At 63.1% G+C, this 24,608-nt stretch carries 20 protein-coding genes; 7 read left to right on the top strand and 13 right to left on the bottom strand.

The genetic code is table 11. From position 1 onward, the window contains the following. Positions 1 to 168 precede the first annotated feature (168 nt). Complete coding sequence (locus AC5RT3_RS04035) at positions 169 to 1,569, bottom strand: trimethylamine monooxygenase (RefSeq protein WP_494123551.1); 1,401 nt, start codon at positions 1,567 to 1,569, stop codon at positions 169 to 171. 86 nt (positions 1,570 to 1,655) lie between these two features. After that, positions 1,656 to 2,036, bottom strand: a complete 381-nt coding sequence (locus tag AC5RT3_RS04030; RefSeq protein ID WP_494053424.1) for a cupin domain-containing protein — start codon at positions 2,034 to 2,036, stop codon at positions 1,656 to 1,658. Positions 2,037 to 2,460: 424 nt separating this feature from the next. On the opposite strand from AC5RT3_RS04030, the gene AC5RT3_RS04025 reads away from it, so the two are divergent. The 6 genes from AC5RT3_RS04025 (at position 2,461) to AC5RT3_RS04000 (ending at position 8,683) form a co-directional block, all read left to right on the top strand. Continuing rightward, on the top strand, positions 2,461 to 2,874 hold the full coding sequence (locus AC5RT3_RS04025) for a cupin domain-containing protein (RefSeq protein WP_494053425.1): 414 nt from the start codon (positions 2,461 to 2,463) through the stop codon (positions 2,872 to 2,874). Positions 2,875 to 3,206: 332 nt separating this feature from the next. Next, on the top strand, positions 3,207 to 4,685 hold the full coding sequence (locus AC5RT3_RS04020) for an APC family permease (RefSeq protein ID WP_494102457.1): 1,479 nt from the start codon (positions 3,207 to 3,209) through the stop codon (positions 4,683 to 4,685). A 1,214-nt stretch (positions 4,686 to 5,899) separates the two neighbouring features. After that, positions 5,900 to 6,109: a hypothetical protein gene (locus AC5RT3_RS04015; protein ID WP_494053427.1), complete on the top strand. Its 210-nt coding sequence runs from the start codon at positions 5,900 to 5,902 to the stop codon at positions 6,107 to 6,109. A gap of 84 nt (positions 6,110 to 6,193) precedes the next feature. Next, positions 6,194 to 6,430, top strand: a complete 237-nt coding sequence (locus tag AC5RT3_RS04010; RefSeq protein WP_494053428.1) for a hypothetical protein — start codon at positions 6,194 to 6,196, stop codon at positions 6,428 to 6,430. 52 nt (positions 6,431 to 6,482) lie between these two features. Then, positions 6,483 to 7,502 (top strand): class II fructose-bisphosphate aldolase, encoded by a 1,020-nt coding sequence (gene fbaA / locus AC5RT3_RS04005; RefSeq protein WP_494123550.1) that lies wholly within the window; start codon positions 6,483 to 6,485, stop codon positions 7,500 to 7,502. A gap of 2 nt (positions 7,503 to 7,504) precedes the next feature. Next, a complete protein-coding gene (locus AC5RT3_RS04000; RefSeq protein WP_494053430.1) occupies positions 7,505 to 8,683 on the top strand; it encodes an HAD-IIA family hydrolase in 1,179 nt (392 codons plus the stop codon). On the opposite strand, the gene AC5RT3_RS03995 is transcribed toward AC5RT3_RS04000, so the two are convergent. From AC5RT3_RS03995 to AC5RT3_RS03955, 9 genes are all read right to left on the bottom strand, one after another. Further along, the gene (locus AC5RT3_RS03995) at positions 8,655 to 10,475 is read right to left on the bottom strand and encodes a glycoside hydrolase family 15 protein (protein WP_494102460.1); all 1,821 of its coding nucleotides are present in this window, start codon (positions 10,473 to 10,475) and stop codon (positions 8,655 to 8,657) included. The genes AC5RT3_RS04000 and AC5RT3_RS03995 overlap by 29 nt on opposite strands. A 19-nt stretch (positions 10,476 to 10,494) precedes the next feature. Further along, complete coding sequence (locus tag AC5RT3_RS03990) at positions 10,495 to 10,902, bottom strand: hypothetical protein (protein WP_494053432.1); 408 nt, start codon at positions 10,900 to 10,902, stop codon at positions 10,495 to 10,497. 754 nt (positions 10,903 to 11,656) lie between these two features. After that, positions 11,657 to 13,162 carry an NAD-dependent succinate-semialdehyde dehydrogenase gene (locus AC5RT3_RS03985; RefSeq protein WP_494123549.1) on the bottom strand — a complete coding sequence of 502 codons (1,506 nt, stop codon included), beginning with the start codon at positions 13,160 to 13,162 and terminating at the stop codon, positions 11,657 to 11,659. An 18-nt stretch (positions 13,163 to 13,180) separates the two neighbouring features. Next, positions 13,181 to 13,996, bottom strand: a complete 816-nt coding sequence (locus tag AC5RT3_RS03980) for an HpcH/HpaI aldolase family protein (protein WP_494123548.1) — start codon at positions 13,994 to 13,996, stop codon at positions 13,181 to 13,183. Then, a complete protein-coding gene (gene hpaH / locus AC5RT3_RS03975) occupies positions 13,981 to 14,766 on the bottom strand; it encodes a 2-oxo-hept-4-ene-1,7-dioate hydratase (RefSeq protein WP_354175740.1) in 786 nt (261 codons plus the stop codon). Before hpaH ends, AC5RT3_RS03980 begins: the two co-directional genes overlap by 16 nt. Before the next feature lie 3 nt (positions 14,767 to 14,769). After that, on the bottom strand, positions 14,770 to 15,855 hold the full coding sequence (gene hpaD / locus AC5RT3_RS03970) for a 3,4-dihydroxyphenylacetate 2,3-dioxygenase (RefSeq protein ID WP_494053435.1): 1,086 nt from the start codon (positions 15,853 to 15,855) through the stop codon (positions 14,770 to 14,772). Between the two features lie 34 nt (positions 15,856 to 15,889). Further along, complete coding sequence (hpaE, locus tag AC5RT3_RS03965) at positions 15,890 to 17,428, bottom strand: 5-carboxymethyl-2-hydroxymuconate semialdehyde dehydrogenase (RefSeq protein WP_494053436.1); 1,539 nt, start codon at positions 17,426 to 17,428, stop codon at positions 15,890 to 15,892. An 11-nt stretch (positions 17,429 to 17,439) separates the two neighbouring features. Next, complete coding sequence (locus AC5RT3_RS03960) at positions 17,440 to 18,123, bottom strand: GntR family transcriptional regulator (protein ID WP_494053437.1); 684 nt, start codon at positions 18,121 to 18,123, stop codon at positions 17,440 to 17,442. Continuing rightward, positions 18,116 to 19,591, bottom strand: a complete 1,476-nt coding sequence (locus AC5RT3_RS03955) for a fumarylacetoacetate hydrolase family protein (RefSeq protein ID WP_494123547.1) — start codon at positions 19,589 to 19,591, stop codon at positions 18,116 to 18,118. The genes AC5RT3_RS03960 and AC5RT3_RS03955 overlap by 8 nt, the downstream gene beginning before the upstream one ends. Positions 19,592 to 19,814: 223 nt before the next feature. Between AC5RT3_RS03955 and AC5RT3_RS03950 the strand changes: the two genes are divergently transcribed. Further along, positions 19,815 to 21,734 (top strand): FAD-binding monooxygenase, encoded by a 1,920-nt coding sequence (locus tag AC5RT3_RS03950; RefSeq protein WP_494123546.1) that lies wholly within the window; start codon positions 19,815 to 19,817, stop codon positions 21,732 to 21,734. Here the strand turns inward: AC5RT3_RS03950 and AC5RT3_RS03945 are convergent. Continuing rightward, the gene (locus AC5RT3_RS03945) at positions 21,707 to 22,561 is read right to left on the bottom strand and encodes a prephenate dehydratase (RefSeq protein WP_494053440.1); all 855 of its coding nucleotides are present in this window, start codon (positions 22,559 to 22,561) and stop codon (positions 21,707 to 21,709) included. The two genes, AC5RT3_RS03950 and AC5RT3_RS03945, sit on opposite strands and share 28 nt — an antisense overlap. A gap of 51 nt (positions 22,562 to 22,612) precedes the next feature. Then, positions 22,613 to 24,532, bottom strand: coding sequence for an alpha-amylase family protein (locus AC5RT3_RS03940; RefSeq protein WP_494123545.1), 1,920 nt, complete (start codon positions 24,530 to 24,532; stop codon positions 22,613 to 22,615). Between the last annotated feature and the right edge of the window lie 76 nt (positions 24,533 to 24,608).

Here is a 24,608-nt window from a genome sequence, read left to right as displayed (position 1 = left end):
GAAACACTTCCACCACTCCACGCAGTAACCGAACTGGTTCCTCCCCACGAGAGGTGCCGTTGTCGATGCCACGAAGGTCATGAGGTAGAAGTAGTAGGGCTGACTCGTACACGTGGCAGGCCGCCGCCTGGTAAGCCCAGCCGACGGCCTGACGCCACGTGACCTTGGTTAGGTGGCGGCTACGGTCTCCGTGAGATCGTCAGGTGCCACGTTGTCCAGATCCTGGGAGGCTCCGTGCAGGTAGCGCTCCATCGAGTCATCCATTGCATTGATCCAGCGTGTATGGTGCTTCGTCGCCATGGTGCCGGTGACCACTGAACGGTGGAGCATATCGCGGTACCCCAGGATGTCATCGTGCTTGTGGTGCATCCAGTCCTTGAACAACTGGCAGACGGCGTCCAGATCGAAGGGAGGGTAGTCTGTTGCCTCAATGAGTTCCCGCAGGTAGTCCGTCTGAAAATCGGCTTCTGCGTCGTGATCGGACAGTGCGGCCTGGCGGTCGAGCCAGAGCTGGATATCCGCCTTGCGCTCCGTGAGGGATGGAAGGTCGATCTTTCCGGTCATCACATCGCGGGCAAACCATGCTTGCGCGTCGAACATGTTGAACGTGTAGTACTGGTCCTGGGCGCCCAGGTAGAACAGGTTGTCGTTCTGTAGCCACACCACACCCTTGTAGAGGTTGCCAGGGTATAGCACGTTCGGTGATCTCAGCGACAGCTCCCCGGGTAGGAACTGGTATTTGTGCTGGTATCCGGTGCAAAGGATGACGGCGTCAAAGTCATCGTGTGTACCGTCGCTAAAGTACGCTGTGCGGCCCTGGAAATGGGTGACGAGCGGGCGCTCCACCGTGTTCTCCGGCCAGTGATAACCCATCGGGGCCGTGCGGTAGCTGAGGGTGATGGATGCGGCGCCCATCTTGTGAGACTGCATGCCGATGTCCTCTGCGGAATAGCTGCTTCCGATCATGAGCAGCTTCTTGCCGTAAAAGCGCTCGGCGCCGCGGAAATCGTGGGCGTGCAGAACCTCGCCCGGGAAGGTTTCGATGCCCTTGAACTCGGGGACGGCGGGGACGTGGAAGTGGCCGGTGGCCACTACGAGCTTGTCGAACACATGGGTCTCCGTGAGGTTGGTTTTGAGGTCCTCAACCGTCACCGTGAATTCCTGCGTGGCCCCGTTGTAGCTGGTGTGGCGGGCAACCGTATTGAATTTGACGTACTTGCGAACGTCTGACTTTTCCACGCGGCCCTTGATGTAGTCGAAGAGGACCTCGCGCGGCGGGAAGGAGGAGATCGGACGGCCGAAGTGCTCGTCAAAGGAGTAGTCCGAAAACTCCAGGCACTCCTTGGGCCCATTCGACCATAGGTGCCGGTACATGCTGGAGTGCACCGGCTCGCCCTGACCGTCCAACCCGATCCGCCAGCTGTTATTCCACTGTCCGCCCCACTCGCCCTGCTTCTCAAAGCATGTGATCTCGGGGATCGAGGCGCCTTTCTGACGCGCTGATTCAAACGCCCGCAGTTGTGCCAGGCCGCTGGGGCCGGCGCCAATGATTCCGACTCGTAATACCATGGTCTTCTCCTCTACAAAGATGTTTTAGGTCGCCGGTGTGCGGCGGTGTAAGTTGCGCTACGGGTCTTGACCGCCCGTTGGTTGGTCTAGGCAGCGAAATTGCGGTCACCGACGAAGAACCCCAGGGCATACTCAGGGGTCTCGAACTTCACTGTTGTGCCCTTGGGGAAGAACAGAACGTCGCGCTCCTTTGCGTGCGTAACCTCGCCCGTCAGCTGATCGGTGAGGATGAACTCACCCTTAATGACGACTTTCATTTCGTCGTACGTGTAGGTGTAGACCAGCGGCTCGGAAGCCTTCAGCTCAAAAAATCCGGCGGACATGACCGAGCCCTGCGGGTTGTGGAGGGAGTCGCCGATGGCAGCTACAGTGCCAGGTTCGTTCATTGACGGCAGGCCGACATAGCCGCTTTCTACCTTGTGGATGGATCCGGCCTTGCTGAGCGTTCCGATGAGGGTGGTTTCCATGATTTCTCCTTTGAAATGGGGGAAGAACTGGTGGTCTGTGATGCCGTGCAGAATTGCCCTGAAGGTCAAGTTGGTACCCCTGTAGGGGCTCTAGGGATCGAAAAAAGCCGACATGCCCTAGCCTCGCGGGTGGCCTCCTGGGCGCTGGCCCGAGCTAAATGCTGTGATGCCAGTCACGTTTGCTCGCTACAAAAAAGGTGACATGAACAAGCGTGCAAGTCAACCGTTCATGTTCGCTTTTTTCACGTTTCGTTGATGCGGCATTCGAGCCCGGGCACCTATCCTTTTGAACGATTGACTTGAACGGATGTCCCTGTCACAGTGGACATCGCCGTGACCCACATCACGATGACGCAACCTGGCCCCGGATCCAGCGAAGCATTCGGACGGCAAATCGCGCGCCTTAAGAAAGGGTTCAAAAACTATGGCTACTACCAGCAACTCTCAGCCCTTGGCACCTATGGCAGGGGAAAAGATCGACTTCTGGCCGATTAAGTCCATGAAGCCTATGAAGGACGAATGGCAACGGTTGCACTGCAGATTCATCAATGCCGATCCAGTAGGCAGCTGGGATGATTTCATACTCTCGGAGTGGGAACTGAGGTCCTGCGGTTGGGAAGACTTCCACCCGCATAGCGAGACAAACTTCGTTCTGGAAGGTGAGCTCCACGTGGAGAGTGAGGGCAAGACTGTCATCCTGAAGCCGGGCGATTCAGCTCGCGTTAATCCCGGCCAGCTCGGCCGATACTGGGCCCCGGTCTACGCACGCATGGTCACGATGTACGGACCCAATCCCGAAGGTCTGAAGTCGCACTCCTTCCGATACTTCGAAATATAAACCCGAGTAGCACACAGATCGTCGAACCACTGACGAAGCGTTCGTCTCAAAGGCGACGCAACCATCAAGCTTGGCAGGAAGAGCAATCACCAAGGCTCACCTGGAGCAGTTCAACCTGTGACCCTTGGGTGTCTGCGAACTAAGAAACAGCGGCAGCCAACCCCTATCTCCGCCTCGTGTCTGCACAATCGGGAACCCCCTTCAGCCTCACGGGTGATTCATACCCAGCCACCCACTTTTGATCACTTAGAGGTGCCTGGCAAAGGCAAGTGCCCGCGTCACCCCTACCAGCAGAATTCTTTAGTTTTCACCGCTATTCAAAGGAGAATTTTATGAGTGAAAATAGCTTGGATACAGCCAATCACCTGAAAAGATCAATCGACTGGAAGCAGGGGCTGTCCATTTCACTGGGCGTGCCCCTGCTGATATTGCCGTCGCTGGGTTATATCCCACTGTATCTATCTGCCGCGGCAATCCTCGTCTGGGGATTATCAGTCATTCAGGGCTTCATGCAAAACGCCGCGTATGCTGAAATGGCCACAACCTTCCCTAAGGCCTCAGGCCTTCCGGGCTATGCCCAGCACATATTTCGCACTGAGAACTACAAGGGCAAGTATGACAAGGGCAAGCTGATCGGTGGCTTCAGCGCCTGGAGCTACTGGTTTGCCTGGAACCCGGTGCTGGCAATCTTCGCCATCCTGGTCGGCGGCTACCTGCATGGGCTGTTTCCGGTGCTGGCTGGGACATTCACCGAGTATCAGCTCTCGTTGATCTCGGGCTTGGTAATTTTCGCCGGACTGTTCGTGATCAACTGGTTCGGTCTCAAGGACGGCGCCATCCTGGGTTACATCCTTGCGGCAGTTTCCCTGATACCGCTCATAATCCTGACCGTCGCGCCTTTTGCCACCGGCCATGTCGACCTGGACAACATCACCGGCAGTTGGATGCCGGCTGATTGGGCCTGGGATATGCACCACATCCTGATTCTCTTTGGCATCTTCGCGATTGCACAGTGGAGCGCCTGCGGTTGGGAAACGGCCGCCATTTACGGCCCTGAATACAAAAACCCCTCCAAAGATGTTCCCAAAGCGCTCTTCGCCTGCGGCATTATCTGCTTCTTCTCATATGTCCTGGTGCAAGCTGCAGTAATCGGTGTGCTTGGCGTTGACGGCGTCATCGCCGAGCCGATTTCCCCCCTAATTCCAGTCGCCCAAGCGGTATTTGGCGGGGCGGGCACGACCATCACGATCATCGTGTTGATTGCGGCCATGATACTCATCATCCAAACCGCATACCTGGGTTCCTCGCGCGCTCTGCACTCCATGTCAACCGAGAACAACCTTCCCAAGATCTTTGGCAAAACCAACCGCCACGGAACCCCGTTCATCGCCTTGCTCGTCACCGCAGCGTTCAACATGGTCCTCATTTCGATGGGCTCCATGACGGCAATTCTTGCGGCTGCCGCGATCGGTTACACCTGTGCCAACGGCATCAGCCTGTTCGCCTACGTCAAGGCCAAAAAACATCCGGCATTGGCAAACCTGGAAAGACCCTTCAAAGCACCCAAGGGATGGAAACGTGTCGCCATGCTCTTCGGACTGTTTAATCTGCCCTTGTGCCTGATCGGTGTCGTCTATCTCAACAGCCTGGAAATTGGCTGGGCGCCAACCTGGCTCGGCTTTATAGTACTGGCAGTCTATATACCCATCTGGTTCTACTCTCAGCACGAATCAAGGCGGACGAAACAAGAACCATCCCCTGCTCGCTCTTCAGACGATGTCGAAGATCTCGAAAAACTTCCAATTCCATAAGCAATACTCACGACTACAAGAAAGTTTAGGACCGCAGGCGGCTTCAACTGCTCATCGCAATGCCGATGCTCGCACACCGTCGCTCATTCAGGACCTTTGGAAAAATATAAGTTTTTCGTACCTAGTTATCATCGTGAAAATCGCCGAGGTGCCTGGTTGCGTTTTGCCCGGAGCCGGGTAAAGCGCGACCAGGCCTTCGGCTGCCGCAAGGGTGGACAAATGTGACGCCGAGACCGAGGCTGGACGGGACTCGGTTCTGGATTCGCGTCGAGCTGGCTCGCGGCGAGCCTGAGGCTTGGCATCGATTCGAGCTCCCGGGCTTCCTGGCTCCGAGCCAAGTACACCATGTCCTGAATGCAGCCTTTGACTGGCGTTCCAGCTCCACAAACTTGGGGGAAATCAAAGCAGCGGAACCGCCGGCGGAGGCGACGACGTCACTCCCCACGTGATGGTTCACTTTTCGACCGCTACCGACAGCTTCACTCGAAATTTCAGGGCGAGGTTATACCGGTAGAACGCGGGCCGTGCGTTGCTGCCAGCACCGCGAGGTCGTGGATGAGTTGTTGTATCTCGAGGTCGCGGTTTCGCGGTGGCGGGATTTGTGATAGCTGGACAAATTCCCCGGGGCGAAGAAGAACAAGCGGCCGGCCTGGTGACGGCATCGCAGTAACCTCGGGAACGACTGGATCATCGGACTCTACTTTTCCCACACAGACTCTCCCTATCGCGTTTCCTATGCTGTTCCAGGGGTGTCGCGCAGTTTGCGCACTCGCCCTGCAGTTCGGACACAGACCACTTGGACTTCGCTGGGGCCTGCACGGTGTCGCCGCTCGGTTTGTATCTGGGTCAGTTCAGCGATCAGTGCGGTCACTTTGCCTCCTGAATGGGCTAAGCCTCCATCGTCCGGCCCGGAACGAGTAGGAGAAATCCCAATTTAGGATTGTTTAAACCACCCTTTTGAGCGGGGCCCATGGCTGGCCGTCGCCGCTCCCGAGGCTGACTCCGCGCTGGCTTCCGGCAATTGGAGCAATCCCGTTCAGGGATTGGAATGGCTGCTAAAAAAGCTGGACTATATGATTTATGCGCGATACCTTTGCTACAGCCAACACGATATGTGATGCCACTCACACCGCAAAGCCTGGGGATGAGTGCCGCAGCCTCGCCGAAGGCAGGCGCAACGGTAACCCGCCCAGCGAAAACAGAAAGGAAAGACCATGACCGCCTTCCTTGACTCCATCGATATTCACGTCACTAGTCGCCGCGTCCTGGACGAGCGCCTCAATGAAGCCGTCAAGACGCTCCAGGAGCTGGCAATGCTTACGGGCGATCACGGTATCTTGGTCGTTCGCAACCGGCCGGGACACTATACGGCCGCGCTCTCAGACCAGGTTCCATTCGGCATGACGCACGAAGTCGTTCGCTAGTTCTGTCTTGTCCAGAGGCTTTTGGGGCCGGCCGTGCGATGCACAGCGCAGCTGACCGCCGTGGCGCAAAAGAAGGAATAGAACATGTTCAAGGAGGCAACCGGGGGAAGGCGCTTGTTCCCGGGCCAGCAGCCTGTCCATGAGTGGGCTACCCTGCAGCAAGGGGACTGTGTTCAAGTGTGGTCCAACGGTTCATTCCTTTACCCAGCCTTTGTAGATGACTGCGCCGACAACGGCCAGGTGATCTGGGTCATCGAGCACGGCACCGGCTCTCGCCGTCTATTTGTTCGTGATGATCCCGTCACCCTGTACACCAGCTAAGACCCAATTCCGTCCAACTGCGGTCGAATACCCCCCAATCAAGGAAGTCAGCATGCCCGTTGCAACCCCAGAGATCTACTCCGAGATGATCGACCGCGCGAAGGCAGGCGGCTTCGCTTACCCGGCCGTGAACGTGACTTCCTCGCAGACCCTGAACGCCGCACTGCGCGGTTTCGCCGAGGCTGAGTCCGACGGCATCGTCCAGGTTTCCACCGGCGGTGCCGCCTACTGGTCCGGCGCCTCCACCAAGGACATGGTGGCCGGTTCCCTGGGCTTTGCAGCCTTCGCCCGCGAGGTGGCCAAGAACTACGGCGTGAACATCGCGCTGCACACCGACCACTGCCCCAAGGACAAGCTGGACGGCTTCGTCCTGCCGCTGCTGGCCGCCTCCGAGGCTGAGGTCAAGGCCGGCCGCAACCCGCTGTTCAACTCCCACATGTGGGACGGCTCCGCCGAGACCCTGCAGGAGAACCTCCGCATCGCCCGCGAGCTGCTGGAGCGTACCGCCGCCGCCAAGATGATCCTCGAGGTTGAAATCGGCACAGTGGGCGGTGAAGAGGACGGCGTTGAGAACGAGATCAACGAAAAGCTCTACACCACCGTTGAGGACGCCCTGGCCACCGTTGAGGCGCTGGGTGCAGGCGAGCACGGCCGCTACATCACCGCGCTGCCCTTCGGCAACGTCCACGGCGTCTACAAGCCCGGCGGCGTCAAGCTCCGCCCGGAGCTCCTCAAGGACATCCAGGCCCAGGTGGGTGCGAAGATCGGCAAGGAAAACCCGTTCGACCTGGTGTTCCACGGCGGCTCCGGCTCCTCGGACCAGGAAATCGCGGACGCCGTGTCCTACGGCACCATCAAGATGAACATCGACACCGACACCCAGTACGCGTACACCCGTCCGGTGGCCGACCACATGTTCAAGAACTACGACGGTGTCCTGAAGGTGGACGGCGAAGTGGGCAACAAGAAGACCTACGACCCCCGCGTCTGGGGCGCCTCGACAGAAGCAGGCCTCACAGCCCGCGTCGTGGAGGCCACCAAGCAGCTCGGCTCGGCCGGAAAGAAGCTGTAGCCATGGACCGCCATCAGCGGAATAACCTCATGGAGGCCGAGGTCACCCTGCTCGCCGAGTTGGAGCCATGTGCTGCGAAGCGTCAAAGACCAGCGCCACGGGTTGGACCGTCTCCTGCTGACCGGGATGAAGGCGCCCCCTCCACGCGACAGCCCAAGCCGGCCAGCGAGCGGGAGGTAGACGGCAAGCGGCTGATTGACGGCTTTGACGGGGTGCTCGCGGACCTGGACGGCGTCGTCTATACCGGACCGCAGGCGATCGACGGCGCCACCGAAGCACTCGACAGGCTCGCCGGCGAGGGCAAAAGCCTGGCGTACGTGACCAATAACGCTTCGCGCTCACCCGAGGAGGTTGCTGCCCATCTGCGCGAACTAGGAGCACCGGCCACCGCTGAGCAGGTCTTCGGATCTGCCTTGGCCGGTGCAGAACTGCTGGCTGGCGAGGTTCAGCGCGGTGCGTCTGTACTCGTCGTCGGCAGTCGGGTCCTCGCGGACTCCGTTCGGTCACAAGGACTCATCGTCGTACCCACTTCGGATGACCGGCCAGACGCAGTCATTCAGGGGTTTTCCCCCGAACTCGGTTGGAAAGACCTGGCAGAAGCTGCCTACGCGATCACGGCGGGCGCTACATGGGTAGCTACGAACCTGGACATGACCCTTCCGCAGGAGCGGGGGTTCGCTCCCGGAAACGGATCACTGGTGGCAGCGGTTACCGCCGCCACCGGAAAAGTGCCCCTGGTGGCAGGAAAACCAGAAGCAGCCCTGTTCGAGACGGCAGCGCGCCACTCAAGCGTCAAGCGCCCTTTGGTTGTTGGCGATCGACTGGACACCGACATTCTGGGCGGAAACCGCGCAGGTATGGCTACAGTCCTCGTCCTCACGGGCGTCGATTCAGTCCAAACGGCACTCGTTGCCCCCGTAGACGAGCGCCCAAGCTACGTGATCCGCTCCCTGCGCGAACTCTACGAGGAGTACCCAGCAGTCACAGCCGAGGACGGCGCCTACTCCTGCGGCGGGGCAGTGGCCAGGGTGTCGGGTTCCGCGCTGAGCATCAACGGCCCTGAAGATGACCTCAACAGCTGGCGGGCAGCCTGCGCCGCATGGTGGGCGGCCCACGCTGATACGGCACCCGCCGCTAAACCGGAGATCGTGTTCAATCCGGTTCTTCGACAGCCAGGCTGAGTCGGTCCACCCCGTGCATGGCGTCGGCCGCCCTGACGAGGGTCAAGTGTGAGAATGCCTGGGGAAAGTTACCGGCCATCCGACCTTCATCGCTTGCGTACTCTTCGCTCAGCAGGCCGAGCTCGTTTGCGAGCCCCACGAGTTTGTCCATCAAGGTCTTTGCCTCGCCGTGCCGACCTGTGCGTGCGTATTGTTCCACCAGCCAGAATGAGCATGCGAGGAAAGGGTGTTCGCCCGGCTCCAAACCATCAACGCCGCTCTCTGTCCGGTAGCGGAGCAAAAGGCCGTCGCCGGTCAGGAGTTCCTGTTCCAACCGTGCGACCGTGCCGAGCATGTGGTCGTCGTTGTACGGAAGGAAACCGACCTGGGGCATCACCAGTAACGCCGCGTCTGTTTGAGTTCCACCGTAGGTTTGGGTGAATGAGCCGATGCTCCTGTTGAATCCCTCGCGCATGATCTCCTCACGCAACCGGTCACGAAGGTGCTCCCACTTCTCCACATCGCCAGTCAGCCCGTGCAGCCGTACCGCCCGGACCGCGCTGTTGAAGGCGGCCCACATCATGACTCGGGAGTGGGTGAAGTATTGTGCTTCGCCGCGCATCTCCCAAAGCCCGAAGTCCCTATCATCGATATGCTTTTCGACGAAGCCCAAGAGTGCCTGCTGAAGTGCCCAGGAGAAATGGTCTTCTTTTCCTCCGGCCATACGCAGTCTCTCCAGGGCCACCATTACTTCACCAACAACATCTGCTTGGAACTGCGATACGGCGGCGTTGCCAATGCGCACTGGCTTAGAGTCGGCATAGCCAGGAAGGTGGGTAAGTTCGCGTTCCGGAAGTTCCCGCTCGCCCCCGACCCCGTACATGATCTGCATTTGCTCAGGGTCACCGGCGAGGGCACGAAGGAGCCAGTTGCGCCACTGAAGCGCCTCGGTTTCATAGCCGTGAGTCAGCATGGACTCCAATGTCAGGGCTGCGTCGCGCAACCAGCAGTACCGGTAGTCCCAGTTCCGCGGTCCCCCGAAATCCTCGGGGAGGGACGTCGTGGGCGCTGCGACGATGCCGCCGGTTTCCATGTGCGTGAGGGCGCGAAGTACCAACAACGAACGCTTAACCGCGCCTCCATAGGCACCGTCTTGTCTGCAGTGGCTTCCCCAACGGCTCCAATACTCGGTAGCCACTTCGAGGGCAGCATCTACGTCCGTCGCTGCAGGCAAGGGGCGGTGCGAAGGGAACCACGTTAGTTCGAAATCCACCGTCTCGCCCTCGGAGATGATGAACGTTCCTTCATGTCCGTGCGCATGGGCTTGTGGCAGATGGGGGCCTCTCAGCGCGAAAGCATCCGGACCTGCCATTGCCAACAGAACCAACGATGCTGTCGACCCACTGTCGATAACACGGCTCATCCACGGTAGGACAGTGGAATATCCTGGCCGGATCCGGAGTTCTTGCCGCATTTCCATGCTCCCGGCCAAACCTGTGACACGGCGGACTAAGGACGAACTGCTGTCTCCCAAGGGCATGAAATCCGTCACCAGGATTCGTCCGTCGGAAGTTTCCCACATCGTTTGCAGCACAAACGTTGATTCGACGTAATGCCGGTCGACAACCACAGCACCTGAATCGCTGGGGGCTAACAGCCAGTGACCGTGTTCATCAGAACCTACAAGCCGGCTGAACACAGACGGTGAATCGAAGCGCGGGAAACAAAGCCAGTCCACGCTGCCTTCCCGGGAGACGAGAGGACCGGTCTGAAGATCCGAAAGCAACGCGTAATCCTCTATGAGTGCAGCCATGTCGACACTTTTTCACATTTCAGCCTTGCCCTGCAGTATGAACGTGAATCCAGCCGGTCCCACCGCTGAAGCGGACGTCACCGCGGCAAGCAGTGCACCGCCATTTTCCCTGAAACCATTGCCGTTCAGCTGTACTGCGGCAGGGGCTGATTTCCGGACAATCAGCTTCAGCGCTGGACTGCACCATTGCAGCCAACATGCCCCGGATATCGGTTTCGTAGTTGTCCAACGCGTGGAAGTCGCGCAGTTCGCATAGGCGCCCGTACAGGCATGCCCTGTCGTGCAACCAACGGGCAATCGCAAGCACCGCCTCGTCGTTGACCGAAACAGTCAAGACCGGGGGAGTGGAATCCGCTGCCGGGCAGGCTAGGGGCGTTGGAAGGTCCTCGAACGAGCCCTCGGCCAAGTCGTTGATAATGGCGGTCATCGGTGCTCCTTTGCGCCGTTTTGTTTCCTTGCCTCTAATTGCGCGGCGGCCGAGGCAGGCACCTGAAAAAGTCGGGCTGCTCGACGGGCACAAGCGGGACTACGAGCCACTGGCCGCCGTAAAATTCGACGTACGAATCCGAGGGGCATCGTGCGTAAGCTTCTTCTCGTGTCATGTCCGTGTCTGCCTTTCTTGCTGGTGCATGGTTGTTGGAGGGTCATGCGGAAGGTAATCCATACGCGAACTGTCCGACAAAACAAGCAGTTCAGATGTGATTCCGATCACCACTTTCTCTGTACCAGCAACTCTACGGCACTATAAAACATCTAGTCCAGTCTTTTTTATGGCTTAATCTTGCTGAATGAATGGCTACTAGGCCTGGACGGCTCGCCGTTGGACGCCTCACCGCGCGACGCCGTCCAACCCGATCCTGTTCCGATATCTTGAAGCCGATGCCAAGTTCAAGAAGTACGACGCCGTGAAACTGAAGCTCACGCCGCATTGAAGGATCGGCGGCCTGAGAGCTGCACGCCGGCTCTTAGCTCCCTGAGCATCGACTCCCACATTGATCCGCCTTACAGTCCGAGATGCGGCGCCACCAGGTCGCGGCCTCCAGTACTTATCAGCGCGGTCGCCAGCACGTGTTTATACCTAAGAATGCTGGGAGCATGCGCTAGAAGTATTCGGAACACATGAGCCTCCCTGCCGCAACGGCAGGGAGGCTCATGAAACGGGTGGAGCGGTGTACTCGGCGTCAGCCGGCGTAGGGGTCTGCGATGCCGATGTATTGGGTGGTGGTGTATTCGGCGATGCCTTCGGTGCCGCCTTCGCGGCCGAGGCCTGATTGTTTGACGCCGCCGAAGGGTGCGGCGGCGTTGGAGATGACGCCTGCGTTGAACCCGACCATGCCGAACTCAATTTGCTCGGCTACCCTGAGCAACCGGTTGAAGTCGCGGCTGTAGAGGTAGGACGCGAGGCCGTACTCGGAGGCGTTGGCGAGGTTGATGGCTTCTTGCTCGGTTCGGAAGGTAGTGACGGGGGCGACGGGGCCGAAGATTTCCTGGCCCAGGATCGCGGCATCGTTGGGGACATTGGCCAGGACGGTGGGCTGGTAGAAGTAGCCTGGCCCGTCCACGGGAGCCCCACCGGTGACAGCGACGGCACCGGCGTCAACGGCGGCACTCACCAAAGCGTGGACGTCGTCACGGGCGCCGGCGTCGATGAGCGGGCCCACCTGGGTGGCTGGGTCGGTGCCGCGGCCGGTGGCCAGGGCGCCCATGGCGGCGGCGAACTTCCGGGTGAACTCGGCGGCGACGGATTCGTGGACGAGGAACCTGTTGGCGGCGGTGCAGGCTTCGCCCATGTTCCGCATCTTGGCTGCCATGGCCCCTTCGACGGCTTTGTCGAGGTCGGCGTCTTCGAAGACGATGAACGGTGCGTTGCCCCCGAGCTCCATTGAGGTGCGGAGCACATTCTGGGCGGCGTCGGCCATCAGCCGTTTACCGACCGGGGTGGACCCGGTGAAGGAGACCTTCCGCAGCCGGGAGTCCTTCAGCAGCGGCCCGGAAATCCCCGACGCGGACGAGGAGGCGACGACGTTCAATACCCCGGATGGCAGGCCGGCGTCGAGCATGGTCTGCGCGAAGTACTGGGCCGTCAACGGAGTGAGCTTGGCGGGTTTGAGGACCATGGTGCAGCCGGCCGCGACAGCGGGTGCGACCTTGCGGGTGGCCATCGCGAGCGGGAAGTTCCAGGGGGTGATGAGCAGACAGGGGCCGACGGGTTTGTGCTGGACGAGGATTTTGTTCTTGCCCTCGGGAGAAGTGAGGTAGCGGCCGTAGTCACGGACGGTTTCCTCGGAGAACCAGCGCAGGAACTCCGCCCCGTACGTGACCTCGCCGCGGGCCTCGGCCAGCGGCTTGCCCATCTCCAGCGTCATCAGCAGCGCGAAGTCCTCGGCGCGCTCGGTGACCAGGTCGAAGGCCCGGCGGAGGATCTCAGCCCGGACCCGTGGCGCGGTCCGCGCCCAGGACGCCTGCGCCGCGTCGGCCGCTTCTAAAGCCTTAATCGCGTCCTCGCTCGTGGCGGAAGCGAGGGTGGCGAGAACCTGCCCGGTGGCAGGATCGTCCACGTCGAACGTGCCGCCGTCGGACGCGTCCACCCACTCCCCGTTGATCAACAGGCCGGTCGGGACCGACGCCAGCAGCGCGGCCTCACGCTCCGGCGAGACGGCAGGGGGCAGCGCAGAAGTAACTGTCATGGGGGAAGTCCTTAAGAGTCAGTAGCTGGCGCGGGTGTCGTCGCCGGCTTTGGGGATGTACTGCGCGGCGAGGGCTTCGGAGCCGCGCGCGAGGAGTGCGACGTCGGCACCCACCAGGATGAAATCAGCGCCGTGGTCCAGGTAATGCCGGGCGGTATCCGGGTTGAAGGCGTTCACGCCCGCGGGCTTCCCGGCCGACTTCGCGGCCGCAAGGCAATGCTCGACGGCGGCCCGCACCTCCGGGTGTTCCTGCTGTCCCAGCAGGCCCATCGAGGCGGCGAGGTCGGACGGGCCGATGAAGACCGCATCCACGCCGTCCACCTTCAGGATGTCCTCGACCGCGTCCACGGCGGCGGTGGACTCGATCTGGACCGTGACGCTGATGGTCTCGTTGGCCCGGGCCAGGTAGTCCGGCACCCGGTTCCAGCGGGCGGCCCTGGCCAGGGCCGAACCCACGCCGCGGACGCCTTCGGGCGGGTAGCGGGTGGCCGCCACCGCGGCCTCGGCTTCGGCAACGGAGTTGACCATGGGGATGAGCAGGTTCTGCACGCCCAGGTCCAGGTACTGCTTGATCACCACGGTGTCGTTGACCGGCGGCCGGACCAGGGCGTGGACGGGGTAGCCGTGGATGGCCTGGAGCTGGGCGAGGACGGACTCGAGCCCGTTGGGGCTGTGTTCGGCGTCCACCAGGAGCCAGTCCAGGCCGGACCCGGCGCACAGCTCGGCGATGAGAGGGCTGCCCGAGCACACCCACATCCCGGCCAGCGGCCGGCCTGCTTCACCTTTTTGTGCGGCGAGGGCGTCGCGGAAGGTGTCTTCTATTCGAAGCGGCATGTGACACTCCCCAGGGGTCCGTAGTCGGCGTGCACGGTGTCGCCCTTGTAGACCCACATGGGGCGGGTGAAGGAGCCGGCCAGGATGATGTCCCCGGCCTTGAGTGAATCACCGTGCGCTGCGATCTTGTTGGCCAGCCAGTGGACGCCGTTGGCGGGGTGGTCAAGGACGCCGGCGGCCACGCCGGTTTCCTCCACGGTCTGGTTCTTGTAGAGGATGGCGGAGACCCAGCGCAGGTCCACCGCGTCAGGCTTCACGGGGTTCCCGCCGATCACCATGGCGCCCATCGCGGCGTTGTCCGAGATGGTGTCCACGATGGTTCGGCCCTCCATCTCGATCCGGGAGTCCAGGATCTCGAGGGCCGGGACCACGTAGTCGGTTGCTTTCAGGACATCGAAGATGGTGACGCCGGGGCCCTTGAGCCCGTCCTTGAGGACGAACGCCAGCTCCACCTCCACCCGCGGGTGCGTGTAGCGGTCCCACTGGACCGAGCAGCCGGTGTCCAGGACCATGTCGTCGAAGATGGCTCCGTAGTCCGGTTCAGTGATGCCGGTGGCGGCCTGCATTGCCTTGGACGTGAGGCCGATCTTGCGCCCCACCAGGGTCCTGCCGGCTTCCTCGTTGCGGCGCCGCCACAACTGCTGCACGGCGTAGGAATCCTCCACGGTCATGCCCGGGTACCGGGCCGTCAGGAGGGGAACAGGGGTGCGGGTCCGGCCGGCTTCCACCAGCTCGTCCGCGATGGCCTCAATCGTCGTCGGCTCCAGCATGGGTTAGACCTGCGCTCCCAGCTTGAACCCCGTCCGGTCACCTTCCGGCGAGCCCTCCTTGCGGGTGTAGGAGAAGCCGTCGGCGCCGACGGTCACTGCCATCTCGGACTTTTCCTCGCGTTCAATGACCGGCTGGGGGTTGCCGTCCAGGTCCAGGACCAGGGAGGCCTCGGTGTACCAGGACGGGACCACGGGGTTGCCCCACCAGTCGCGGCGCTGGTTGTCGTGGACGTCCCAGGTGATGGTGGGGTTGTCGGGGTCGCCGGTGTAGTAGTCCTGGGTGTAGATCTCGATGCGGTGGCCGTCCGGGTCCAGGATGTAGAGGTAGAACGCGTTGGAGACGCCGTGCCGGCCGGGCCCGCGCTCGATCCGGTCGCTGATGCGCAGGGCGCCCATCTTGTCGCAGATCTGGATGATGTTGTGCTTCTCGTGCGTGGCGAACGCGACGTGGTGCATGCGCGGGCCGTTGCCGCCGGTCAGGGCGGTGTCGTGCACGGTCTGCTTGCGGTGCATCCACGCGGCGTACGTGACGCCGTCGGAATCCTTGATGTCCTCGGAGACGCGGAAGCCCAGGTCCTCCAGGTACTTGCGGCCGCGGGGGACGTCCGGGGTGACCTGGTTGAAGTGGTCCAGGCGGACCAGTTCGCCGGCGGAGTAGAGGTCGTAGCGCTGGGTTAGGCGCTCCACGTGCTCCACGTCGTAGAAGAACTCGTACGGGAAGCCCAGTGGATCCTCCACGCGGACGGAATCGCCCACGCCCTTGGTGAAGCCTTCCTTGCGGCGCTCCACCCGGCAGCCCAGTTCCCTGTAGTAGGCCTCGGCGGCGTCCACCTCTGCAGGGGACTTTACCCGGTAGGCGAAGGCGGCGACGGCGGCCACCGGCCCCTTGCGGAGGACCAGGTTGTGGTGGATGAACTCCTCCAGGGACCGCAGGTAGATCGCGTTCTCGTCCTCTTCGGTGACGTGCAGGCCCAGGACGTCCACGTAGAACTCGCGGGACCTGGCGAGGTCGGTGACCACGATCTCCATGTAGGCGCAGCGGACGATGTCCGGTGCCGGGACAGTGGGGGTGGGAACGAAGTTGGTCATGGTGTGCTCTCTTCTTTGAGTGGGGAAGTAGGTTCTAGCCCTCGTTGGCGGCGGAGTCTTCGACGCTGCCGAACTTGGGGGTGTGGACGGTGCCCAGCGTGATGTGCACGGCCTGCTGGTCGGTGTAGAAATCGATGGAGCGGTAGCCGCCCTCGTGGCCCAGGCCGGAGGCCTTGACGCCGCCGAACGGGGTGCGCAGGTCGCGGACGTTGTGGCTGTTCAGCCACACCATGCCGGCCTCGACGTTCTGGGAGAAGTTGTGCGCCCGGGTCAGGTTCTGGGTCCAGATGTAGGCGGCCAGGCCGTACTTGGTGTTGTTGGCCAAGGCGAGGGCTTCGTCGTCGTTCTCGAACGGGGTGATGGCCACCACCGGTCCGAAGATCTCCTCCTGGAAGATCCGGGCGTCGGGGGCGACGTCGGCGAACACGGTGGGTGCGATGTAGTTGCCTTCGGGCAAGTGGTCGGGGCGGCCGCCGCCGGCCAGGAGCCGGCCTTCGGACTTGCCGATCTCCACGTAGGAGGCCACCTTTTCGTAGTGCTCCGGGTGGACCAGGGCGCCCACCTGGGTCTTGGGATCGTGGGGATCGCCCACCACGATGTTCTTGGCCCGGGCGGCGTACTTCTCGCAGAACTCGTCGTAGACGGCCCGCTCCACCAGGATGCGGGAGCCGGCGGTGCAGCGTTCCCCGTTGAGGGAGAAGACCCCGAACAGGGCCGAATCGATCGCGGCGTCCAGGTCGGCGTCGGCGAACACGACGCAGGGGGACTTGCCGCCCAGTTCCATGGAGAGGCCCTTGAGGTTGGCCGCCGCGTTCCGGAAGATCGTCTGGCCGGTGGTGGTCTCACCGGTGAAGGAAATCAGGGGCACGTCCGGGTGCTTGACCAGGGCGTCGCCGGCTTCCTCGCCCAGGCCGTTGACCAGGTTGAAGACGCCGTCGGGCAGGCCGGCTTCCTTGAAGATGGTGGCCCACAGCGAGGCGGACAGCGGGGTGAACTCGGCCGGCTTCAGGACCACGGTGTTGCCGGTGGCCAGGGCCGGGGCGAGCTTCCAGGACTCCAGCATGAACGGGGTGTTCCACGGCGTGATCAGGCCGGCCACGCCGATCGGCTTGCGGTTCACGTAGTTGATCTGCGAGCCGGGGACCTTCATGGCGTCGTCGAACTGGGCCACGATCAGGTCCGCGAAGAACCGGAAGTTCTCGGCCGCGCGCAGGGCCTGGCCCTTGGCCTGGGTGATCGGCAGGCCGGTATCGAAAGTTTCCAGTTCAGCCAGGCGTGCTTCCTGCGCTTCGACGGCGTCAGCGATCCGGTTCAGGACGCGGGCCCGCTCGCGGGGCTTCATCTTCGGCCACGGGCCGTTCACGAAAGCTTCGCGGGCGGCTGCAACGGCCAGGTCGATGTCCTCTTTCTGGCCCGCCGCGGCGGTCGCATAGTTGCGGTTGGAAACAGGATCCAGGACGTCGAAGGTCTTCCCGCCCACGGAGTCAACGAACTCGCCGTTGATGTAGTGCTGGATATGGGCGGGCAGGTCCTTGGGCACGTAGTGCCGGGAGGTTTCTACGGAGGTCGTCATCGTTGATGTCCTTACTGGTGCTTTGCTTGGGCGAGGTATGCGTCCAGGGTGGCCGCCCGGTGCTGGCGGGCGGCTTTTTCGATGGTGTCCGGATCGGCGCCGGATTCGATAAGCTGCAGCAGCCCTTCGTGCTCCTCCACCGATTCGCGGGCCCGGCCGGGGACGAAGCGGAACGTGGAGGACCTCAGTGCAGCCAGCCGGTTCCAGCCGCGGTGGACCAGGTCCAGGATGTGCGGGTTGGGGCAGTGCTCAAAGAGGACGCTGTGGAAGTCCTGGTTCAGTTGGGTAAAACGGACGGGGTTGAAGTGTTCCAGGCATTCGCGCATTTCCTCGTTCACCGCGCGGGCCCGGGCGATGGCCACCGCATCGATCAGCGGGGCGGACAACGCGGTGGCCGCACCCTCCACGATGCTGAGTGTTTGCATGGTGTACAGGTATTCGGTGGGGTCGATGCCGGCTACGGTGGCGCCCACGTTGCGTTCGAACTTCACCAGGCCTTCGGCCTCCAGTCGGCGGATGGCTTCGCGGACCGGGACCACACTGAAGCCGAGGTCCTTGGCGATGGTGCCCAGCACCAGCCGGTAGCCGGGGGTATAGGTGCCCTCAACGATCCGCGCCTTGACGGCCTGGTACGCCTGTTCGGACTTGCTTCCGGGAGCGGCCACTTCGGCCAGGTCGGTCAGTGCCTCAGTCATCAGCTTTTCCTGCCTCCCATTCCTTGTACCTGGCCTGCCATTCGGCGTTCATCGGGTACAGGCCGTCCACGCCGTTGCCCTGCTTGACCATTTCGAAGATGAAGACTTCTTCCTTTTCCTGTTGGATACAGTCGTCCACGAGTTCTTCGGCAATGGCCGGCGGGATGACCAGGATGCCGTCGGCGTCCGCCACGATGATGTCTCCGGGCTGGACGGTGGCGCCGCCGCAGGCGATGGTGATGTCCGTGTCCCAGGGGATATGGCGGCGGCCGAGGACTGCGGGGTGCGGGTTGGCAAAGTAGGTTGGCATGTCCAGCCCCGCCACGGCGGTGTAGTCGCGGACACCGCCGTCGGTGATGATGGCTGCGGCCCCGCGGACCTGGGCGCGGAGGGCCAGGATGTCGCCGACGGTGCCGGTGCCCTTCTCGCCGCGGGCCTCCATCACCAGGATTTCGCCCTCGTTGACGGAGTCGATGGCCTTCTTCTGCGCATTGAAACCGCCGCCGTGGGTTTTGAAGAGGTCCTCGCGGTTGGGCACGTAGCGCAGGGTCCGGGCCAGTCCAACTACCCGGCGGTCCGGGCGGGTGGCCTGCAGCCCGTCGATGCTGACGTTGTTCAGGCCGCGCTTGCGCATCTGCGAGGACAGGGTGGCGGTGGCCACGGACTCCAGCTTGGCCTTTAGTTCAGGGGAGAGGGAAGGCACGACGGCGGCCTCCGCAGCAGGTACCAGCCCGGCGGCCTCGCGGGAACCGTACGCTTCCTCCCGCTGCAGGTCATCAACCTTGGGCCCGGCACCAAAGTCCGCGAACGGCGTCGTGCCTTCCACAATGGTGGTGGCCAGCCGGCCCGTGGTGAGGTTTCCGGCGGAAACCTCCACCTCGAGGAGGTCGCGCGGCTTGGCGACGGAGGCGCCCGCGGGGGTGCCGGTGAGGATGATGTCGCCCTCTTCGAGGGTAAGCAGCTGGGACAGGTCCGCCACCAGGCGGGCGAACGGGAAGAGCAGGTCCTCCGTCGTGTCATCCTGGACCAGGTCGCCGTTGTGCCAGGTGCGGATGCGCAGCCTCGCGGGGTCGACGGCGTCTGCCGGGATCAGAGCCGGGCCCACCGGGGTGAAGCCGTCGCCGCCCTTTGACCGGAGGTTGGACCCTTTGTCCGCCCAGCGGAGGTCGTACACACCCAGATCGTTGCTGGCGGTGACGGCGGCAACGTGGCTCCAGGCGTCCTCGATACTGACGCGGCGGGCCGCCTTGCCGATGACCAGGGCAATCTCGCCCTCGTAGCCGAGCAGTTCACAGCCTGCCGGCCGCTCCACCCGGCCGCCCGTCAAGGCCAGGGAGCTGGAGGGCTTGAGGAAGTAGGAGGGCTGGGCGGGGGTGCGGCCGCGCTGGGCCGCACGGCTGGGGTAGTTGATGTGCACCGCAATGACCTTGCGGGCTGATGCCAGCGTGTCCTCGTTGACCTGCTCCAAAGCTTCTCCTCATCAGGTACGAAATCGTATACGATCACTATTCACCCATGGCACGTCATTCGTCAACCCCCTTTTTCCCGCGGCGTTGCGGGCGAGTGGGGGGGGCACTTGTCGCCCGCGTCACATCGGGCGTACAGTGGATGCCAGGTTCCAGCGTTTCCATTATCGAATCACTTGTTCTGATATAGAACAGCCTAGCCGCCACAAAGAAGTGAGGAATACCGTGCAGTTCCACCACCACGGCTACGTATCCGGCGACCCGCGCGTCAAGCCGGCCGCCGGCGTCGGCATCGACCGCCCCGAAGAACTTCCGGATGAAGTGGATGTGCTGATCGTCGGCACAGGCCCCGCCGGCATGCTCGCCGCCGCACAGCTTTCGATGTTCCCGGACGTCACGACGCGCATTATCGAGCGCCGGCCCGGACGGCTGGCCATCGGCCAGGCGGACGGCATCCAGGCGCGCAGCGTCGAGACATTCCAGGCGTTTGGCTTTGCCGAGAGGATCACGGCCGAGGCCTACCGGATTACCGAGATGGCCTTCTGGAAGCCGGACCCGGCCAACCGTGCCAACATCATCCGTTCCGCCCGGGCGGTGGATGACGAGACAGGCATCAGCGAGTTCCCGCACCTCATCGTCAACCAGGCCCGCGTCCTGGATTATTTCGCGGAATTTGCCGCCAACTCGCCCTCACGCCTGAAGCCGGACTACGGCTACGAATTCCAGGGCTTGGAGGTCGCGGACAGCGGTGAATATCCTGTCGCCGTGACCCTGCTCCACACTTCCGGGCCCAGTGAGGGGCAGGAGCGCATTGTCCGGGCCAAGTACGTGGTGGGTGCCGACGGCGCTCGCAGCAAGGTGCGCCAGGCCATCGGCTGCACCCTCGCCGGCGACCAGGCCAATCACGCCTGGGGTGTCATGGACACGCTTGCCGTCACTGATTTCCCGGATATCCGCACCAAGTGCGCAATCCAGGGCGAAAAAGGCAGCATCCTGCTCATCCCGCGCGAAGGCGGACACCTGTTCCGCATGTATGTGGACCTGGGAGAGGTGGACCCCGCCACCCACCATGCGGTGCGGAACACCAGCATCGACGACATCATCCGCAAGGCGAACGAGATCCTCCACCCCTACACCTTGGACGTCCGCAACGTGGCCTGGCACAGCGTGTACGAGGTGGGCCACCGCCTCACGGACCGGTTCGACGACGTCCTGCCGCAGGACCGCGGCACCCGCACCCCGCGCGTCTTCATCACCGGCGATGCCTGCCACACCCACAGCGCCAAGGCCGGCCAGGGGATGAACGTGTCCATGCAGGACGGCTTCAACATCGCGTGGAAGCTGGGCCATGTCCTGGAGGGCCGCAGCCCCGAAAGCCTGCTGGCCACCTACTCCGCCGAACGCCAGGTGGTGGCGAAGAACCTGATCGACTTCGACAAGGAATGGTCATCCATGATGGCCAAGAAGCCCGAAGAGTTCCAACACCCCTCGGACCTGGAAGACTTCTATGTCCGCACCGCCGAATTCCCGGCCGGGTTCATGACCCAGTACGCCCCGTCCCTGATTGTCGGGACCGACGACCACCAGGACCTGGCCACCGGCTTCCCCGTGGGTAAACGCTTCAAGTCCGCCCCCGTGGTGCGGGTGGCGGACACCAACCCGATCCATCTGGGCCACCACGCCACCGCGGACGGGCGCTGGCGGATCTACGTGTTTGCCGACGCGGCGCAGCCGGGGACCGGTTCCGCCACCGACCTGCTGGCCGAATGGTTCGCCAACTCACCGGAATCACCGCTCGCTGCCACCCCTGCCGGGGCGGACCCGGATGCCTGGTTCGACCTGAAGGTCATCTACCAGCAGGGACACACCGCCGTCGACATCAACCAGGTTCCCGCGGTGTTCAAGCCGCAGGTGGGCCCGTTCAAGCTGACCGACTACGAGAAGGTGTACGGCACGGACCCGAACGCGGACATCTTCGACCTCCGCGGCCTGGACCGCAACGGTGCCGTGGTGGTGGTCCGCCCGGACCAGTACGTGGCCAACGTCCTGCCGCTGACCGCCACCGCGGAACTGGGCGCGTTCTTCGCGCAGTTCCTGAAGCCGGGGCAGCAGCCGCGTCACGCCGTGGCGGCCGCCGCGCGGTAGTCGGCGGCTGCGTAGACGCCCAGGATCCGCACCTCGGTGGTGAAGAAGTCCAGTTCCTCGAGGGCCAGCTTCAGCGGCAGGTCCTCGGGGTGGCCTTCGACGTCGGCCATGAACATGGTGGCGGCGAATTCGTTGCCCACCATGTAGCTCTCCAGCCGGGTCATGTTCACGCCGTTGGTGGCGAAGCCGCCCAGAGCCTTATACAGGGCAGACGGGACGTTGCGCACGCGGAACACAAAGCTGGTGACTGCCGGTCCGGGAACCTCGTCCCGGGCCGGCAGTTCCTTTTCCCGTGCCAGGACCACGAAGCGTGTGGTGTTGGAGGGATCGTCCTCCACCCGGGACGCAAGGACCTCCAGGCCGTAGATCTGCGCGGCCAGCGGGGGAGCCAGGGACAGCTTGCGGGGATCATTCCACTCGGCCACTTCACGGGCGGATCCTGCGGTGTCACCCGCTATGACCGGCCGCAGGTTGGCCTCCCGGATCAGGCGCCGGCACTGGCCCAGGGCGTGGATGTGGCTGTGGACCTCGGTGGCCCCCTCGATGGTGCTGCCCGGAATGCCCAGCAGGTCGAAGTGGATGGGCAGGAAGTATTCGCCCACGATCTGCAGGTTGGATTGCGGCAGCAGGATGTGGATGTCCGCCACCCGGCCGGCGATTGAGTTCTCGATGGGGATCATGGCCAGGTCGGCCTCGCCGCCGGCCACCAGCTCGAAGGCGTCCTCAAAGCTGGCGCACGGCACGCTTTCCATGTCCGGGAACATCTGCTGGCAGGCAATATTGGAGTTGGCGCCGGGCTCACCCTGGTACGCAATCTTCTGGGGCATGATCCGTATGGTTTCACGGCCCGCCCCCGGTTGGGAAAACGGGCGCCGGTGCTAGGCGGGAGTGACGCGCAGCCAGAGATACTGCCGGGGGAGCAGCGTGACGCCTTCGCCCAGGTCCAGCGTCGCTTCCGAGAGAAGGTCGACGGCGGCCGGCAGGAATCCGCCGAAGGTCTCCGCTGGCAGCTGCCGGGAAGAGTCGCCGAAGTTGGCGAGGGCAAGGATCCGCGTCTGGCCGCCGTCGGCCGCGCTTGCCGGCCGCTGGTACCCCAGGACACTTCGGTTGTGGGTTTCGAAATCGAGCAGCGTGGTTCCGGCCAGCTCAGGGGCAGCTCCGCGGACTTCGATCATCCGCTTCAGCCCGGCGTGCACGGCGCCTTCCGGAGTGGAGGGGTCGTTTCGGCCGGCGTATTGTTCCACGGGGTAGTGCGGCCGGTGCACCCAGCGGCTGTCCCCTCCGTGGCCCGGCTCCTGCGCATAGTCGTAGTCATTGAGCTGGGCCACCTCGTCGCCCAGGTACAGCAGCGGGATGCCGCCGGTGCTGAAGGCAACCGAATGGGCCAGGAGGATCCGTTCCACCGCCTCGGCGGGGTTGACCTCCATGCCGCACAGTGACGCCGTCGTGCCCGAGATCCGGCAGTCGCCGGTGCGCGGGTTGTCCTGGAAGGGCACGCCGCGGGCGAAGCTGCCAGGAAACCGGTTGACGTAGAAGGAGTTCAGGAAGCGGCGGTGGTCGAAGCCGTTGATGCCCAGTTCCGCCGCGTCCTCGTCCGCGAAGGTCCAGCCGATGTCGTCGTGGCTGCGGACGTAGTTGACCCATGATGTGCCGGCCGGGATGTTGTGCCGCCGCTTCAGGGCCTGGGCCAGCAGCGAGGTGTCCCGCGTGGCCAGGGACTCCCAGATCAGCGCCATCTGCAGGGGGTTGTAGGAGATCTGGCACTCGGCGGGGTCGATGTAGAGCGCCACCTCGTCCGGATGCACGATGGCCTCGGATTTGAAGAGCAGCGACGGCGCCGCCAGACGGCACACCGCGTTGAAGGCGCGCAGCAGGGTGTGCGCCTCGGGCCGGCTCTCGCAGGAGGTTCCCAGCTGCTTCCAGATGAAGGCCACGGCATCCATCCGAAGGATGTCCACGCCCTGGTTCGCCAGGAACAGCATTTCCCCGGCCATGGCGCGGAAAACGTCCGGGTTGGAGTAGTTCAGGTCCCACTGGTAGGTGTGGAAGGTGGCCCAGACCCACCGGCCGTCCGCCATCTGGATGAAGGACCCAGGGTGGTTTTCCGGGAAGATTTCACGCACGTTCTGTTCGAAGGCGTCCGGCATGGTTCGGTCCGGGAAAATCCAGTAGTAATCGCTGTATTCGGGGTCGCCGGCGGCTGCCTTGCGGGCCCACTCGTGCTCGTCCGAGGTGTGGTTGAAGATGAAGTCAACCACCAGGCTGATCCCGTTGCTGCGCAGGTCCGCCGCCAGGGACCGCAGCTGCTCCATGGTTCCGAGCTTCGGGTTGACCTCCCGGTAGCTGGACACCGCGTAGCCGCCATCGGAATGCGGCTCGGGAGCCAGGAACAGCGGCATGAGGTGGAGGTAGGTCAGGCCCAGCTCCTTGAAGTACGGGATCCGGGCGCGGACCCCCTCCAGGCTTTCCGCGTACCGGTCCACGTAGCAGACGCCGCCCAGCATGGTGTTGGACTGGAACCAGCCGCTGTCGCCTTCGCGCCCGGCGTCCAGGTCCTTCAGTCCGGGCGGGCGCTCCTGCCAGGACCTTGCCGCCTGGACAATGAGGGCTGCCAGCTGGTCCTGCCAGTCCGGCCGCGAGCTGTACAGGGAGCCGAAGAGATCCGCCAGCAGGGGCAGGGTCCGGTCCAGGCGGCGGTCGAAGGCCGGGTCCGGCAGCAGCCCGTTGCCCCGTTCACGGGACAGAGCTGCCAGCACGTGCTCCAGCGGCGTTTCGTCCACCCTGGCGGTCTCCTGCATAGCGCGTTGCCCTTCCTGCGTCCGCCGGCGGTTCCGGCTTGCCTCTACGGAAGTATTCCACGTCACACCCAATACA

It is taken from the genome of Arthrobacter sp. Y3221159 (assembly GCF_059089885.1).
This window is presented reverse-complemented; position numbering and strand designations above follow the sequence as displayed.

What these genes read in the sequence shown, in the direction of transcription:
- AC5RT3_RS04035 (WP_494123551.1), bottom strand. Translation starts at nt 1,569, where the DNA reads ATGGTATTACGAGTCGGAATCATTGGCGCCGGCCCCAGCGGCCTGGCA.
- AC5RT3_RS04030 (WP_494053424.1), bottom strand. Translation starts at nt 2,036, where the DNA reads ATGGAAACCACCCTCATCGGAACGCTCAGCAAGGCCGGATCCATCCAC.
- AC5RT3_RS04025 (WP_494053425.1), top strand. Translation starts at nt 2,461, where the DNA reads ATGGCTACTACCAGCAACTCTCAGCCCTTGGCACCTATGGCAGGGGAA.
- AC5RT3_RS04020 (WP_494102457.1), top strand. Translation starts at nt 3,207, where the DNA reads ATGAGTGAAAATAGCTTGGATACAGCCAATCACCTGAAAAGATCAATC.
- AC5RT3_RS04015 (WP_494053427.1), top strand. Translation starts at nt 5,900, where the DNA reads ATGACCGCCTTCCTTGACTCCATCGATATTCACGTCACTAGTCGCCGC.
- AC5RT3_RS04010 (WP_494053428.1), top strand. Translation starts at nt 6,194, where the DNA reads ATGTTCAAGGAGGCAACCGGGGGAAGGCGCTTGTTCCCGGGCCAGCAG.
- fbaA (WP_494123550.1), top strand. Translation starts at nt 6,483, where the DNA reads ATGCCCGTTGCAACCCCAGAGATCTACTCCGAGATGATCGACCGCGCG.
- AC5RT3_RS04000 (WP_494053430.1), top strand. Translation starts at nt 7,505, where the DNA reads ATGGACCGCCATCAGCGGAATAACCTCATGGAGGCCGAGGTCACCCTG.
- AC5RT3_RS03995 (WP_494102460.1), bottom strand. Translation starts at nt 10,475, where the DNA reads ATGGCTGCACTCATAGAGGATTACGCGTTGCTTTCGGATCTTCAGACC.
- AC5RT3_RS03990 (WP_494053432.1), bottom strand. Translation starts at nt 10,902, where the DNA reads ATGACCGCCATTATCAACGACTTGGCCGAGGGCTCGTTCGAGGACCTT.
- AC5RT3_RS03985 (WP_494123549.1), bottom strand. Translation starts at nt 13,162, where the DNA reads ATGACAGTTACTTCTGCGCTGCCCCCTGCCGTCTCGCCGGAGCGTGAG.
- AC5RT3_RS03980 (WP_494123548.1), bottom strand. Translation starts at nt 13,996, where the DNA reads ATGCCGCTTCGAATAGAAGACACCTTCCGCGACGCCCTCGCCGCACAA.
- hpaH (WP_354175740.1), bottom strand. Translation starts at nt 14,766, where the DNA reads ATGCTGGAGCCGACGACGATTGAGGCCATCGCGGACGAGCTGGTGGAA.
- hpaD (WP_494053435.1), bottom strand. Translation starts at nt 15,855, where the DNA reads ATGACCAACTTCGTTCCCACCCCCACTGTCCCGGCACCGGACATCGTC.
- hpaE (WP_494053436.1), bottom strand. Translation starts at nt 17,428, where the DNA reads ATGACGACCTCCGTAGAAACCTCCCGGCACTACGTGCCCAAGGACCTG.
- AC5RT3_RS03960 (WP_494053437.1), bottom strand. Translation starts at nt 18,123, where the DNA reads ATGACTGAGGCACTGACCGACCTGGCCGAAGTGGCCGCTCCCGGAAGC.
- AC5RT3_RS03945 (WP_494053440.1), bottom strand. Translation starts at nt 22,561, where the DNA reads ATGCCCCAGAAGATTGCGTACCAGGGTGAGCCCGGCGCCAACTCCAAT.
- AC5RT3_RS03940 (WP_494123545.1), bottom strand. Translation starts at nt 24,532, where the DNA reads ATGCAGGAGACCGCCAGGGTGGACGAAACGCCGCTGGAGCACGTGCTG.